Source organism: Duganella sp. 3397 (assembly GCF_031456625.1).
Classification (GTDB): domain Bacteria; phylum Pseudomonadota; class Gammaproteobacteria; order Burkholderiales; family Burkholderiaceae_D; genus Rugamonas; species Rugamonas phyllosphaerae.
This window is the reverse complement of sequence record NZ_JAVDVB010000005.1, coordinates 558194-573495: the sequence shown is the minus strand read 5'-3', so window position 1 is coordinate 573495 and position 15302 is coordinate 558194. Positions and strand designations below refer to the sequence as shown.

The following is a 15302-nucleotide window of genomic DNA, read 5'->3' as shown; positions in this document are numbered from 1 at the left end:
AGCCGGGATGACCGCCATGACCGCCCTGACCACCCTGCCCACCTTCTGGAAGCACCTGCTCACGGTCCTGGGCGGGTCGCTGGCCGCGCAGGCGTTGCCCATCGTGGCCGCGCCACTGATCACACGGCTGTGCACCCCGGCCGAACTGGGCGCGTTCAGCGTGTGGCTGGGCATCGTCGCCATTGCCGCCGTGGCGGCCACCTTGCGCATGGAGTTCGCGATGGTGGTCGATCCGGGCCGCATCCGCCAGCGGCTGTGCTTTGGCGTGGTGGCATGGTCGTCAAGCTGGCTGGCGGTGGTGCTGACGGTGGCGCTGTTGGCGGCGCGGTGGCTGGACCTGGTCGCCCTGTCGTGGCCAGGCATACTGACGCTGGGCCTGGCGGCGTGGCTCACCGCCGGCATGCAGACCACGCTGGCTTACGCCGCCTCGCACAACGGCTTTGCCGCTGCCGCCAAGGCGCGCATCGTGGCCGCCGGTGGCGTGGCCGGGGTGCAGCTGGCGCTACTGGCTTTGCTGACGGGGCTGCCCTGGCTGACCTCGCACCTGGCCGGTGCCGGCGGCGACGCCCTGCTGGCCGGCCAGTTGGCGGGCATGGCCGTCGGCCTGGTGGCTGCGCGCCGGCTGCTGAACTTGCCGCTGCGCCGCTTCGGTTCCGGCATCACGGCGCGGCAAGCTGACGATGTCAATGCCGCTGGAGCAAGCAACGCGGCCGCAGTCGCCAGTAGCGCAGCCTTGCGATGGCTGGCTTACCTGCGCCGGCTGCGCCGCCAAAACCTGGCCGCCCTGCTGCCCACCACCGCGCAGCGCCGCTACCTGCGCCGCCACCGCGCCTTCTGGCGTTTCACTTTGCCATCGAGTCTGCTCAACGCGGCCGTCGGCCAGTTGCCGCTGCTGATCATCGGCGCGCGCCACGGCGTGATGGCGGCCGGGTTGTTTGCGCTCACCCAGCGCGTGCTGGCCGCGCCGATTTCGCTGCTGGCGGCCTCGGTGCTGGAAGTGTTCAAGCGCGAATCGGTACGCCAGTACCAGGAGCATGGCGACTGCCGCCCCGCCTACCGTCACGCGCTGCGCGTGCTGCTGGCGCTGGGCGCGGCGCCGGCGCTGGTGCTGTGGCTGGCCTCCCCCGCCTTGTTCGGCCTGGTGTTCGGGCCGGCCTGGCGCGGCGCCGGCGAACTGGCGCAAATCATGGCGCCGCTGTTCTTCCTCAATTTTGTCGCCGGACCGCTCAGCTACGTATTCTCGGTGGCGGGCCGGCAAAAGATCGAGCTGCTATGGCAGGTCGCGCTGTTTGCCACCACGGTGGCTGCCTTCGTGGCACCGCTGTCGCTGGCGCACAATGTGCTGGCCTACAGCATCGGCTATTCGCTGCTGTACCTGGTGTACCTGCACCTGTCTTACCGCTACGCACGCGAGCGCCCGTCGGGCCGGAGGCTCCATGTTGCCGGCTGACGCGATCACCTTCCAGTCGACGCCGCTGGCGCAGGTCCATGCGGCCGGCAGCCGCGCCGGTGCGCCAGGTCTGCTCAGTCTGCTCGGGCCGACCTGGGCCGAACTGGCATTCTGGCTGCTGTTCCCCGGCTTTTTCGCCTACCAGACGCTGCTCGGACTGGGCCTGATCCGCGCCTACCTGGGCGGCTACTTTGCCTGGATTTCGCTGCTGATGTTGCCGCCGCTGCTGCTGTCCTACCTGCTGCGCATGAGCGCGCAAGGCTGGCGCGTGCACCGGGTCGATGTCGCGTGGCTGGCCTTCCTGGCCTACTACGCCGCCATCATCGTGCTGCACATGGGCTTGGCTGGCGGTGGCGCCACCAGCCACCATACCCTGGGCCTGCTGTACATGTTCCTGCTGTTCGTGATCTTCAAGACCCTCGACTTTGAATCGAAACGTTTTCAGGTCATGCTGCTGGCCAGCCTGGCGGCCATGTCGGCAGTGGTGTTCGCCTACGCGGTCGATGGCACGTTTTACCTCGCCGCACTGGGCGCCGCGCGCGACCCGGAAAGCGTGGCCACCTACCAGGGGTTCTCGCGTTCGTACCTGCTGCCGATGGTGGTGCTGCTGGCCTGCACGCGGCGCGCGGCGCTGCGCTGGGCGCTGTATGCGCTGGGCCTGCCCACGCTGTACATCAACACCGCACGCAGCGAGTTCGGCGCCTTGCTGTTCCTGATCCCCTTGTTCGAGCTGCACGCGGCCCGTTCGCGCCTGGCCATGCTGGTGCTGATGGCAGGGGCCATCATGCTGTTGCAGCTCAATCTCGATGCGCTGGTGGCGGCAGTGCCGGGCAACCGCACCCTGGAACTGCTCGACCTGTCGCACTCCACGTCGGCCAGCGCGCGCCATGCACTGACCGAACAGGCGCTGCGCACCATCGCCGACCATCCAATTCTGGGCGACTACGGCAGCTACCCGAGTGGGCGCTATGCCCACAACATCCTGTCGGCGTGGGTGGACCTGGGCCTGCTGGGCTTTGCAGCGCTGCTGGCGTTACTGCTTTACCCGCTCACGCACCTGGCCATCCACGGCTACCTGCTGGGTGGACGCACCAGCCGCGACCACCGTTTCCTGTTGGCCTGGAGCCTCTTGGCCAGCACCCTGCTGCTACTGTGCCTGTCGCATTTTTTCAGCGACATGCTGATCGGCGCCGCGCTGGGCGCTTATGCGCGGTACCGCGCCGGAGATTGACATGCTCAGCATCGCCCACCTGACGTCTGCCCATCCGCGTCACGACGCCCGCATCTTCGGCAAGCAGTGCCGCACGCTGGCCGACCACGGCCACCGGGTCACGCTGGTGGTGGCCGACGGCCGTGGCGACGAACATTGCCATGGCGTGCATATCGTCGATGCGGGGGCCGCGCGCGGACGGCTGCAACGGATGATCTCGGCCACCACCCGGGTCTACCGCTGCGCGCTGGCGCTGGCGCCCGACGTGGTGCAGCTGCACGATCCCGAGCTGCTGCCGGCTGGCCTGCTGCTGCAACGCCACGGCTGCAAGGTGATCTTCGACGCCCACGAAGACGTGCCGCGCCAGCTGCTCGGCAAGCCCTACCTGCCGCCCTGGGCGCGGCGCGCGCTGGCCGCCGCCTATGCACGGTTCGAGCACCAGGCCTGCCGCCGGCTCGATGGCGTGATCACGGCCACGCCGTTCATCCGCGAACGGTTCGAGCGCATCAACCGCGCCACCGTGGACATCAACAACTACCCGATGCCCGAGGAATTCGGCGCCGACCTGGCCTGGGCCGACAAGCCGCTGCAAGTGTGTTACGCCGGCGGGCTCTCGGCGATACGCGGCATCGCCGAACTGGTGCGCGCCTGCGAACTGCTGCAAACCCCGGTGCGGCTGCAGCTGGCCGGCGCTTTCAGCGAACCGGCACTGGCCGCGCAACTGCGCGCCCGCCCCGGCTGGCGCCACGTCGACGCCCTCGGCCAGCTGGCGCGCGGCGACGTGGCGGCGCTGCTGGGCGCCTCGCGCGCGGGACTGGTTACGCTGCACCCCACGCTCAATCACCTCGACGCGCTGCCGGTCAAGATGTTCGAGTACATGGCTGCCGGCATACCCGTAATCGCCTCCGACTTTCCGCGCTGGCGGGCGATCATCGAAGGCGATGGCGCCAACGGCTCAGTGAGCGGCGCGGGCGGCACGGATGGCGCCTGCGGCCTGTGTGTCGATCCGTACGACCCGCCGGCGATAGCCGCCGCCATCGACTACCTGGCCGGCCACCCGGACATCGCCCGCCGCATGGGCGAAAACGGCCGCCGCGCGGTGCGCACCCGCTACAACTGGCGCAGCCAGTCCACCAAGCTGATCGACTTCTATGACCACCTCTGACAATTCCGGATTCTGGCCCACCGTGCTGGCGCGGCTGCGACTGATCGGCGACATCGTGCGCCTGCCACGCGCCCGGCTGTGTTTCGACGCCACGCTCAATCCCGAGCTGGTACGGCGCACCCACGCCAGCTTCACCATGCCGCACCCGCGTTACCGCATCGTGCGCAACAAGTCGCTGGGGGTCGCGCTGATCGACCTACGCGCGTTCGCCAGCGGCGCCGATTACCTGCAGTCGGTGGCGCAAAAAGACCATGCAGGCTACCAGGCGCGGCGCGCCCGTGCACGCGGCTACACGGTGGCCGAGATCGACCGCAACGATTACATCGACGACATCCATCGCATCAACACCTCGCAACACGTGCGCCAGGGTCGTCCGATGGACCCGGCCTACGCCGACCGCACCGACCATTACGTGGCGGTGGACAGTTTCCGCTACTACGGCGTGCTCGATGCCAGCGGCAAGCTGGTGGCCTACTGCGACCTGGGCATCTACGGCGACTTCGCCGCCACCGATCGCCTGCTCGGCGTCAACAGTGACGGCGTGATGTACCTGCTGCTGGCCGATATCGCCTGCCGCCTGATCGACCAACACCGCTACAACTACCTGATGTACGACACCTACCTCGGGGCCCTGCCCGGCCTGCGCGAATTCAAGCGCAAGCTGGGCTTTGCGCCCTACCGTATCCGCTACGCCATTGCATGAGGTTTCCATGATCGCCAAGCTCACTCACCTGTTCAGCTTTGCCCCGCTCACGCGCGGCTGCCGACTCGCGCTCGACGTGGCGCGCCTGCCTGTCGCCAGGCTGTGCTTCGACACCCGCTACCATCCCGAGGACGTGCGCAATACCTATCGACTGTTCACCCGCCGCCATCCGCGCTACAAGGTGATCGGCCACAAGCAGTTCGGCGTGGCGCTGATCGACCTGCGCCTGCTGGCTGACAATGCAGCATACCCCTGCAGCGGCGCCGCCAGCTACGTGGGCAAGGCGCGCAAACGCGGCTACCGGCTGGCGCAGATTGACCGCAACGAATACCTCGACGCCATCCATGCCATCAACACCAGCGTGCCAAACCGCCAGGGCCGGCCGATGGATGCGCACTACCAGCAAAAAGCTGCCCGCTACGAGCCGCAGTGCCATTACCGCTACTTCGGCGTGTTCGACAAGTGCGGCCAGCTGGTTGCCTACGCCAACATGGGCCGCTTCGGCAACTTTGCCGCATTCGCCCAGCTGCTTGGCTACCGCAACAACGACGGCGTGATGCACCTGATGATCGCCGACATCGTCAACCTGCTGCTGGCGGAACGTTGCTCCGGCGACGGCCCCGACTACGTGATGTACGACACCTTCTTCGGCGCCCAGCCCGGCCTGCGCCAATTCAAAACCCTGCTCGGCTTCACGCCCTACCGCGTGCGGTACACACTGCAATGAAAACCATCCTGAACCGGCTGTATGCCGACTACCTGATGCCGTGCCGGCTGCCGCACTACGACGCCCTGCTGGCACAGGCGCGCGATCACGGCTACCGCCAGACTTCGGTGCGCAGCTGGCTGCATGTGCTGCGCAGCCAGAACAGCGGCAACGGCGTCGGCCACCGCTGGTCATCGCCGCCGGTGCTGGTCCACCGCCACGACATCGACACCGACCTGGCCACCGCCCGCCGCATGTTCGAGATCGAGCAGCGCCACGGTGTGCGCGCCAGCTACTACTTCCGCCTGTCCACGCTGGACTTCGGCCTCATGCGAGCGATCGAGGATTACGGCAGCGAAGCGAGCTACCACTACGAGGAACTGGCCACCTATGCCAAACGCACGCACCTGAAACTCCCGGAACAGGTAAGCGCGCGGCTGGACCAGATCCGCGCCGAATTCGAAGCCAACTTCCAGCGTATCGAGACCACGCTGGGCCGCAAGCTGCACACGGTAGCCAGCCACGGCGACTTCGCCAACCGGCGCCTGGGCATCACCAATTGCGCGGTGCTGGGCGACAGCGACCTGCGCGCCCGCTGCGGCATCGCCGCCGAGTGCTACGACCACGAACTGCTGTCGAGCTTTGACCTGTACATCAGCGACAAGCCGGCGCCGCGCTACTTCCACCCGGTGGCGCCGCAGGCGGCGCTGGGCAGGCACAGGCGCATCTGCCTGCTCACGCACCCGTCGCAGTGGCACGCCGGCTGGGCCGCCAACAGTCACAAGAACCTGGTGCGCGCGCTCGACGCACTGCGCTGGTAAGGAGCTCCCGTGAACATCCTGCTGATCAATCACTACGCCGGCTCGATCCGCCACGGCATGGAATACCGCCCCTATTACCTGGCGCGCGAGTGGGTGCGTGCCGGCCACCGGGTACGCATCGTGGCGGCCAGCGCCTCGCACCTGCGCGCCCAGGCACCGCAGCTGAACGGCCGCGCCGTGCTGGACGAAGAGATCGACGGCATCGCCTACCGCTGGCTGGCCACGCCCGCCTACGAAGGCAATGGCGCGGGGCGCGCAGCCAATCTCGCCGCCTTTATCGCGCGCCTGTACCAGCAGTCGAAACAGCTGGCCGCCGAGCGGCCCGACCTGGTGATCGCATCGAGCACCTACCCGGCCGATATCTGGCCCGCGCGCCGCATCGCCGCACTGGCCGGCGCCCGCCTGGTATTCGAGGTGCATGACCTGTGGCCTCTGTCACCGATCGAACTCGGGGGCATGTCGCCGCGCCATCCGTTCATCCGGGTGATGCAGGCGGCCGAGGATTATGCCTATCGCCACGCCGATACCGTGATCTCGATCCTGCCGCACGCCGATGGTCACATGGTGGCGCGCGGCATGGCGCCGCACAAGCTGCACGTGGTGCCCAACGGCGTGGTACCGGCCGAATGGGAAGCGGCGCCACCGCCGCTGCCGGCACCTGTCACGTCGCTGCTGGCCACCCTGCGCGCCCAGGGCCGCACGCTGGTCGGCTACGCCGGCAGCCACGGCACCGCCAACGCGCTCGACACCCTGCTCGACGCCGCCAGCCTGCTGCGCAGCCAGCCGCTCGCCTTTGTGCTGGCGGGCGCCGGCCCCGACAAGCAGCAACTGCAGCGGCGGGTGGACCTGGACGGCCTGCACCACGTGCATTTTCTGGCGCCATTGCCCAAGGCCTGCATGCCGGCGCTGCTGGGCAGCTTCGACATCGCCTACCTGGGCTGGCGGCGCCAGCCCCTGTACCGCTACGGCATCTCGCCCAATAAGCTGGGCGACTACCTGATGGCGGCGCGCCCGGTGATCCACGCGGTGGACGCCGCCAACGACCCGGTCGCCGACGCCGGCTGCGGCGTGAGCGTCGCCCCCGAAGACCCCGGCGCACTGGCCGCCGCCATCACCGGCCTGGCCAGCCTGCCGCCACCGCAACGCCAGCAACTGGGCCAGCGCGGCGCCCATTACGCCCGCCGCCACCTCGACTACCGGCTGCTGGCGCAGCGCTACCTCGACGCGTGCTGCCGCCCCGGCCCGCCGCCCCATTGAACCAGCTTGAGCAGCGCGCCAAAAGTCACTACAACCCGCAACCACTCGCTACCACCCGCTACCACCCGCAGTACCGTGAGCGAAAAATCCGTCATTCCCGCGCACGCGGGAATCCATAGACAGCATCACAGCCATACAGCCATACCACCAACAGGCACCAAAGGAGATCACGATGACCTTATCAACCGACGACTTTCTCGCCTTTGCCCTCCCCGACCTCGGCGAGGAAGAAGCCGCCGCCGTCCTAGCCTGTCTGCGCTCCGGCTGGATTACCAGCGGCCCCGTCAGCCGCCAGTTCGAGCAGGACTTCGCTGCCTGTCTGGGCGGCGACGTTCACGCCATCGCCGTCAACTCGGCCACCGCCGGCCTGCACCTGGCCCTGGAGGCGCTGGGCATCGGTCCCGGTGACGAAGTGATCGTGCCCACCATGACCTTCACCGCCACCGCCGAAGTGGTGCGCTACCTGGGCGCCGACCCGGTGATCGTCGATGTCGATCCGCACACCCTGTGCCTGCAGCCGGACGCCATCGAAGCTGCCATCACGCCCGACACCCGCGCGGTGATCCCGGTCCATTACGGCGGCCTGGCCTGCGACATCGACGCCATCGTCGCGCTGGCCCGCCGCCACGGCCTGCGCGTGGTCGAAGACGCCGCCCACGCCTTTCCCACCACCTTGCGCGGCCGCCTGGTGGGCACGCTCGACAGCGACGCCACCGTGTTCAGCTTCTATGCCAACAAGACCATCACCACCGGCGAAGGCGGCATGGTGGTCTGCCGCGCGGCCGACATCGCAGCGCGGGTGCGGGTGATGCGGCTGCACGGCATCAGCGAAGACGCGTTCGACCGCTTCGTCTCCCGGCACCCGGCCTGGTTCTACCAGGTGGTCGCACCAGGCTTCAAGTACAACCTCACCGATATCGCCGCCGCCATCGGCCGCGCCCAGCTGCGCAAGATCGACGGCTTTCTAACACGCCGCCAGCACCTGGCGCGCCAGTACAACGAATGCCTGGCCGACCTGCCCTTGACACTGCCGCCCGATGCGCCAGCCGGCAGCCAGCACGCCTGGCACCTGTACCCGGTCCGCTTGACGGCACAGGCGCCGCTGGCGCGCGACCGCCTGATCGAGCTGCTGGCGGAGCGCGGCATCGGCACCAGCGTCCACTATATCCCGCTGCACCGCCAGCTCTATTGGCGCGACCGCTACCAGCTGCACCCCGAGCAGTTCCCCCACGCCGAAGCCAGCTACCACGCGCAGCTGACGCTGCCGCTGTACACCCGCATGACCGACGCCGACCAGGCGCGCGTGATCGCCACCCTGACGGAGCTGCTATGTTAGCCAAACGCCTGTTCGATATCGCCGCCGCACTGGCGGGCCTGTTGCTGCTGGCGCCGCTGCTGTTGCTGTTGGCGGCATGGGTACGCTGCGACTCGCCGGGCCCGGTGCTGTTTCGCCAGCGCCGCGTGGGCCGGCACGGCGCGCCGTTCCAGATCATCAAGTTCCGCACCATGGCTGCCGGCGCCGAGCGCGATGGCCAGTTGTCGGTGGCCGACGACCAGCGCGCCACCCGCGCCGGGCGCTGGCTGCGGCGCCACAAGCTCGACGAACTGCCGCAACTGGTCAATGTGCTGCGCGGCGACATGAGCCTGGTCGGTCCGCGCCCAGAAGTACCACGCTACGTGGCCCACTATCCGCCAGCCGTGCGCTCGGTGGTTTTGTCGGTGGCGCCGGGCATCACCGACTGGGCCGCGCTGCGCTTTCGCAACGAGGGCGAACTGCTGCGCCAGGCGCCGGACCCCGAACACGCCTACCTGCACCAGGTACTGCCCATCAAACTCGCCTATTATGCGCGCTACGTGCAGCGCCGCAGCTTCGCCATCGACCTGCAGATTTTATTGTGCACGGTGGCCACGCTGCTGTTCGGCGTGCGCCGCAAGCGACCGCTGTTGCGCATCGTGCGCAGCAGCCGGCTGATGCCGGGCGGCCGACAGTCGGTGCTGATCGACTGGCTGCGCGGGCTGGCCGCATTGCAGGTGGCGGCCGCGCACTTGCGGGCCCAGGTGTTTCCCGGCCTGGGCGCCTTGACCGATCCGCCGCTGTGGTACCAGGGGCTGGCGTTCGTCACCGGTTTTGCGCACCAGGCGGTGCTGGTGTTTTTTGTACTCAGTGGCTGGCTGGTGGGCGGCGTATTCCTCGACCGCAGCCACAACGTGCCGCGGGCACGGGCGCTGCGCGACTATGCCGTCGACCGCGCCACGCGCCTGTGGACCGTGCTGTTGCCGGCGTTCGTCCTGATGCTGGCCCTGGCATGGGACGGCGCGCTGCCACGCTCCGATCTCGCCATGGCCGGCTCGGCCTGGTCTCTCACCACGTTGCTGGGCAACCTGGTGGGCTTGCAGACGCTGGCCGTGCCTCCTTTCGGCGAGAATTTCCCGCTCTGGAGCCTGGCCAATGAAACCTGGTACTACGTGCTGTTTCCGCTGCTGGTGACAGGTGCGCGCGCCGGCTCTGCCTGGTGGCGATCAGGCTGCGTGGCGCTGGCGCTGGCGTTGACGGTGCTGCTGGGCGCGGCGGTTACCGGCTACTTCCTGGTCTGGCTGCTGGGGGTGGCGGCGTCGCGCCTGCGGTTCGATTTTTCGGCTGCGCAGCGCTGGCTGTGGCGTGGCGTGCTGCTGGTCGTGGCGGCGCTGCTGCGCCTCGGTGGCCAGGATGGCGACTTCACCCTCGCCACGCTGGGGCCGGACCTCTTGCTGGCAGTGCTGCTGGTGGTGTGCTTGTGCAGCGTGGGACGGGGACGGCCGGTGGCGGCGGTGGCAAAGACCGGGGCCTTCCTGGCCGGCTTCTCCTTTACCTTGTACGTGGTGCATATCCCGTTGCAGCGGATGTTGTGGTCGTACCGCGACGGCGCGCTGCTGGCGCCGGGGGATGCAGCCAGCCTGGCGGTGTATGCCGCCATGCTGGCCGTGGTGCTGGCGTTGGCCTACCTGTTTCACTTGCCGTTCGAAGCGCAGACCGGCAGGCTGCGGCGGCTGCTGCGGCCCCGCTTGCCGGGCGACCAGGACCTCGCCCGTACCGTTAAAACCGCGCCTGCCGGGCGGTCAGCCGATGCCGGCTGACCGCCCGATCCTGCTTACTGGTAAGCCCCGATGGTCACCGGGGCTGTGACTGGCTTGCCCTCGATATCGGTCTTGGGCGCGTAGTCGGTCGTGCCCTTGCCCTTGGCCGGCGACGAGGCGCGCAGGTGCAGGTCAGGCGTGCCACTGCGCGTGTAGCCGACGAATTGCGGATCGGCCGACACCGTACCGGTCGCCTGCAGACCATTTTTCAGGCTGATGTTGTAGATGCTGTTCTGGTACACCAGGTTGTTGCGGTAGGTGTTGTGGGTACCGGTGGAGCCTTGCTCGGTGATGCCGTAACGGTTGTCGTACACGATGTTGTTGACGACATGGGTGTAGTCGTTGGGCGCCGTGCGGTTGTAGAAGTCCCCTGCGCCCACCACGATGCCGGTGCCGGAAGCGGCCACCGTGTTGTTGGCGATGACCACATTGGTGGCGTCGTGCCACAGGTGGATCGCCGCCTCCGACACGCGGTACACCACGTTGCCCACCACGCTGCCCGACGTGCTCACGTAGATGCCCTGGATGTATTTACAACCGGCCGGGCCGATATCGTGCACGAAGTTGTTGATCACATCGCCCTTGATGCCCTTGTAGTAAGAATCGACGCCGATGGCCGACGCGCCACTGCCATTGCACGCGAGCGTGTTGGCGATGTGGTGCACGCGGTTGCCACGAATGACGTCGTACGAGCCGCCCGTGTACAAGCCGCTGCGCCACACGGTGCCGCCCTGCAGCTTGCTGCCATCGACCTCGAAGCCGATGATGTCGACGTAATTGCCGCGGTTGTCCCAGGCGATGTTGTTGCTGGAACTGGCCGGCGGCACGATCTTGGCGCCCCATTTGACGGTCGAGTAGTAGTAGATGCGGCCGCTGGCGGTACCGCTGGTGGTGGTCTTGAAGCCGCCAGCATAGGTGCCCGGCGCCACGTGCACCGTGGTGTTGGGCTTGGCCAGCGCGGAAGCACGGGCAATCGTGCGCAGCGGCGAGCCTTGCGTGCCCGAGTTGCTGTCCGAACCCGTGGTGGCGACGTACAGGTTGTTCGCCGTCGCAGGGGCTGCATCCGGTACTGGCTGCGGAGCAGGCGTCGGTGTCGGTGTCGGACTCGGCGTGGCGCCGTTGAACTCGTAGGCGCCGAGGTCGGGACCGGCGCCGGCAGGACGCGCCTTGCCGTTGAGGTCGGTGGCGGTGGCGTCGCCGGCAAGTCCCTTGTCGATTGCGGGCGACGTTGCCTGCAGCTGGTAATCGCCGCCGCCGGTACGAACATAGTTGACGAACTGCGGCGCCGCCGCGATGGTGGCCACCGCTACGCCCTTGAGCAACATGTACGGATAGGCCGATTGTTGGTGCATCAGGTTGTTGGTGTAAGTGTTGTTGCTGCCCACGTTACCTTGCTCGACCACGCCGTACTGGGTATCGACCACGATGTTGTTGGCTACCCGCGAGTAATCGTTGACTCCATTGGACACATAAGGATCGCCGCCGCCCACCACGATACCAGTATGGGCGGCAAAGATCGTGTTATGGCTCACGGCCACGCGTGCGGCATCGTGCCACAGCAGCACCGCAGCCTGCGAGACGGCGTAAATCAGGTTGTTCTTGACGTCGCTATCGGCGCTGTTGACGAACACCCCGGACATGGTCTTGCAACCAGCCGCGCCGATGTCGTGCACCACGTTGGCCAACACGTCGTTGCTGGCGCCCTTGTAATAGCTGTCGGCGCCGATGCCGCCGCCCGATGCACAAGCGCCCTGGCCGATGTGATGCACATGGCTGTTGGTAACGGTGCCGAACGAGCCGGCGGTGTACAGGCCCACGGCCCAGCGGGTACCGGCCTTGTGGCCGCTGCCGTCGACTTCGAAACCATCGATATCGACATAACTGCCACGGTTGTCCCAGGCCACGGCATTGGCGGACGTAGCCGGCGGGACGATCTTCGCGGCCCACTTGGTGTCCGAAACGTAGCGGATGCGCGCCGTCGGCGTGCCGCTGGTGCTGGTGCGGAAGCCGCCTTCATAGGTGCCGGGCGCCACGTGCACCACGGTGCCGGGGGTGGCTGCCTGGGCCGCGCGTGCAATGGTCTTGAACGGCTTGGCGCTGGTGCCGGGGTTGCTGTCGGCGCCGGTGATGGCGACGTACAGCACGGTGGCGGCCGCGTTGTAGCTGGCGTCCGCCGCCGGTTGGTCCGACAGTTGCGTCGTGGCCAGCATGACGGCGGGCGCCTCGCTGGCGCTATCGCTTTGACCACCGCCGCAGGCGGAGAGCAAGATCATGCAGGCGGTCGCACCAGCAGTTTGAGACAGATAGTTGACAGATGATTTCATCAGCCGTTCCTCGCAATTTCAAAGTGAATGAGCGAGGTTTGATCTGCATCAAATTCTATAGTTCAATGCTTTCAGTAAAAAATTTCTGACAAGATTTATTTACAGTCATCAGTCCATGCGCACCGGCAAGACGCAACCCAGCAGGCATGCGGCTTGCAAGCAGAAAGGGGGACAAAGTCGGGGTGAAAAAAAATGAAAAGAAATTCGAAAAATGCGTCAGACGTCGTTGAACACCACCCCGCGCGGCGCGATGCCGGCATGGTTGAGCCGCTTGACAGCCGCACCGAGCTGGGCCTCGGTGGTGACTCCGGCGCGCGCCACCAGGAACACCGACCCGGCATTGGCGCCCACCACCAGCGCATCGGCCGCCACCAGCACCGGCGGCGCCGTCACCAGCACCACGTCGTAGCGCGCACCCAGCCGCGCCAGCACGTCGGCAAACAGCCTCGATTGCAGCAGTTCGGCCTGGTGCGGCGCCGCGCCGCCGGCAGCGATGAAGTCGAGCCGGGGCGCCACCGCAGCGCGCAGCGCCTGGTGCGGCTGCAACATCCCGGCCAGGCAATCGGCCAGGCCGGCCGCGCGGTCGAGGCCGAAGTGTTGGTGCAGCGTGCCGTCGCGCAAGTCGGCATCGACCAGCAAGGTGCGCTGGCCACCGGCCGCCAGCAGCAGCGCCAGATTGACTGAAACAAAAGCCGCCCCCACCTCGCGCGTGGGGCCGAGGCAGCACACGATGTTGTTGCGACTGTGCGGCAACACGAATTGCAGCGTGGCGCGAAAGGCGCGCAGGCTCTCGGCAGCAACGTCGTCGGGCGCGGCCTGCGCCAGCGAGCGCACCGCCGGCAGCTGCTGCCCGGCCTGCGATGAGGGCTCGGCCTTGCCTGCCCGCCGTAGCTGGCGCCGCAACCGGTCCTGGCTGCGGCTGTGCGGGATGGTCGCGTGCACCGTGTTCGGTCCCAGCAGCGCCTCGATCCGTTCGGGTGCGTCGATGCCGCCGCGCACGGCGCGCCAAGCCAGCGCCAGCAGCGCACCCAGGAACACCCCGCTTACCATGCCCAGCAACACTATCAGCGGCCGGTTGGGCTTGAGCGTGTTCTCGGGCGCGACCGGCATGTCCACCATGCGCACGGTGCCGATGCTGCCCACCGCCATCAGGCGCAATTGCTGGGCCGTGTTGAGCAGCTCGGTGTACAGCTTGGTGCTGACCGTGACGTCGCGCTCGAGCCGTACCTGTTCCTGCTCGATGCGCGGCAGCCGCTTGATGCGGGTTTCCAGCGCGCCGATCTCGCGGTCGTTTTCGCGCACTTGCTGCGCCACCGACTGCAACACCGGGTGCTCGTCGGTAAAGCGACCCAGCAGCTCGGCGCGCTTTTGCACCAGCGTGCTGCGCCGTGCCTGCGCGGCTGCCAACGTGTCGAGCGCGATGCGCACCTCCTGGGTCAGGTCGATGGTCTCGTGGCCGCTGCGAAAGCCATTGTAGCTGGCCTCGGCAGCTTCCAGTTGCTGCTTGGCCACCGGCAACTGGCGGTCGAGAAAGGCCAGGGTCTTTTGCGCTTCCTCGGTACGGCGCGCCAGGTTTTGCCGCATGTATTCGCGGCCGATTTCGGTCAGCGTGGCATATACCTGCTGCGGATCGCTGCCCTGCAAGGTGACCGCGATGATGCCCGACAGCTTGCCCTGTTCGGAAATCTGCAGCGACCGCTGCACGCTTTCAAGCGCCGCCAGCCGCGACGTGCGGCGCAAGACGTAGCGGGTGCCGGGCGCTCCGCGCAGGCGCGTGACCAGCAATTCCAGGTGATCGGGCGTGGTACGCGTCGCCGCGAAACCCGCCGTGCCGTCCGCTCCAGTTACTCCCGTCGCAGCAGGCCCGGCCGGCAACGCCAGCCGCGCCAGCTGCCCTGTCCGGCCATCGAGCAATGCGCGGCCGGCGCCATCGGTCAGCCGCCAGCGCTCGCCGCCGAGCGCCATGAGGTTGAACTTTCGGCCATACCAGTGGCTTGGCACATCGAACACGGCGACGTCGATTTTTTCGCCACCCCAGGCGTAACCGCCGCGTTCGAACCAGGCCGGCGCCGACAACTGGCCGCCCCGGCGCTGGGCGATCCATTCGCCGCCGAGCGGAAAGTAGCGCGGCCGCGCGTGGATGTACAGGCGCAAGGTATCGACCGCAGGCGCCACCACCAGCCGCGAGCGCAGCAGCTCCATTTCGGCGATCGCGGCCTTCTTGGTCTCGAACAGCGACGACACTTCGTTGAGGATGTTCTTCGACGCATTGGGCTGCTCCTCTTCCACGTGCAGCAGCATGTTGGCCTGATACACGGGCGGCGCCACCAGCGCGTAACCGAGCGCCGCCAGCGTACACAGTGCGGCGACCACCACGATCAGCCAGCGACGTGCGGCCAGCGCGCGGAACCAGGCGCGCCAGGCCAGCATGGTCGGATCGGCCGGCGCGGGCGGCGCCGGGTACTCGATCAGGCGGCCCGGCTGCGCCACGCCCGGCAACGCGCGCAGCATGCGGGAGGTGTCGGCGTCGCGGGGGGCGTCCATGGGGGCAT

The 15302-nt window shown here is 67.7% G+C and carries 11 protein-coding genes; 9 read left to right on the top strand and 2 right to left on the bottom strand.

Features of this window, described 5'->3' with window-relative positions; translation table 11 throughout:
* Positions 1-7 precede the first annotated feature (7 nt).
* The 9 genes from J2X54_RS18900 to J2X54_RS18860 all read left to right on the top strand — a co-directional run bounded on the left by J2X54_RS18900 (position 8) and on the right by J2X54_RS18860 (position 10426).
* On the top strand, positions 8-1450 hold the full coding sequence (locus J2X54_RS18900) for a lipopolysaccharide biosynthesis protein (protein WP_310182613.1): 1443 nt from the start codon (positions 8-10) through the stop codon (positions 1448-1450).
* Entirely contained in the window at positions 1437-2681 is a 1245-nt protein-coding gene (locus J2X54_RS18895) for a hypothetical protein (RefSeq protein ID WP_310182612.1), read from the top strand. The genes J2X54_RS18900 and J2X54_RS18895 overlap by 14 nt, the downstream gene beginning before the upstream one ends.
* 1 nt (position 2682) lies before the next feature.
* On the top strand, positions 2683-3825 hold the full coding sequence (locus J2X54_RS18890) for a glycosyltransferase family 4 protein (protein WP_310182611.1): 1143 nt from the start codon (positions 2683-2685) through the stop codon (positions 3823-3825).
* Entirely contained in the window at positions 3812-4528 is a 717-nt protein-coding gene (locus J2X54_RS18885; RefSeq protein ID WP_310182610.1) for a hypothetical protein, read from the top strand. Before J2X54_RS18890 ends, J2X54_RS18885 begins: the two co-directional genes overlap by 14 nt.
* 7 nt (positions 4529-4535) lie before the next feature.
* Positions 4536-5255, top strand: coding sequence for a hypothetical protein (locus J2X54_RS18880; protein WP_310182609.1), 720 nt, complete (start codon positions 4536-4538; stop codon positions 5253-5255).
* Entirely contained in the window at positions 5252-6055 is an 804-nt protein-coding gene (locus J2X54_RS18875) for a hypothetical protein (RefSeq protein WP_310182608.1), read from the top strand. The genes J2X54_RS18880 and J2X54_RS18875 overlap by 4 nt, the downstream gene beginning before the upstream one ends.
* A 9-nt stretch (positions 6056-6064) precedes the next feature.
* Entirely contained in the window at positions 6065-7312 is a 1248-nt protein-coding gene (locus tag J2X54_RS18870; protein ID WP_310182607.1) for a glycosyltransferase family 4 protein, read from the top strand.
* A gap of 172 nt (positions 7313-7484) precedes the next feature.
* The gene (locus J2X54_RS18865) at positions 7485-8648 is read left to right on the top strand and encodes a DegT/DnrJ/EryC1/StrS aminotransferase family protein (RefSeq protein ID WP_310182606.1); all 1164 of its coding nucleotides are present in this window, start codon (positions 7485-7487) and stop codon (positions 8646-8648) included.
* Positions 8642-10426, top strand: a complete 1785-nt coding sequence (locus tag J2X54_RS18860) for a sugar transferase (protein WP_310182605.1) — start codon at positions 8642-8644, stop codon at positions 10424-10426. Before J2X54_RS18865 ends, J2X54_RS18860 begins: the two co-directional genes overlap by 7 nt.
* Before the next feature lie 14 nt (positions 10427-10440).
* On the opposite strand, the gene J2X54_RS18855 is transcribed toward J2X54_RS18860, so the two are convergent.
* Positions 10441-12750 carry a DUF1565 domain-containing protein gene (locus J2X54_RS18855; protein WP_310182603.1) on the bottom strand — a complete coding sequence of 770 codons (2310 nt, stop codon included), beginning with the start codon at positions 12748-12750 and terminating at the stop codon, positions 10441-10443.
* A gap of 216 nt (positions 12751-12966) precedes the next feature.
* Positions 12967-15294, bottom strand: coding sequence for a GNVR domain-containing protein (locus J2X54_RS18850; protein WP_310182602.1), 2328 nt, complete (start codon positions 15292-15294; stop codon positions 12967-12969).
* Between the last annotated feature and the right edge of the window lie 8 nt (positions 15295-15302).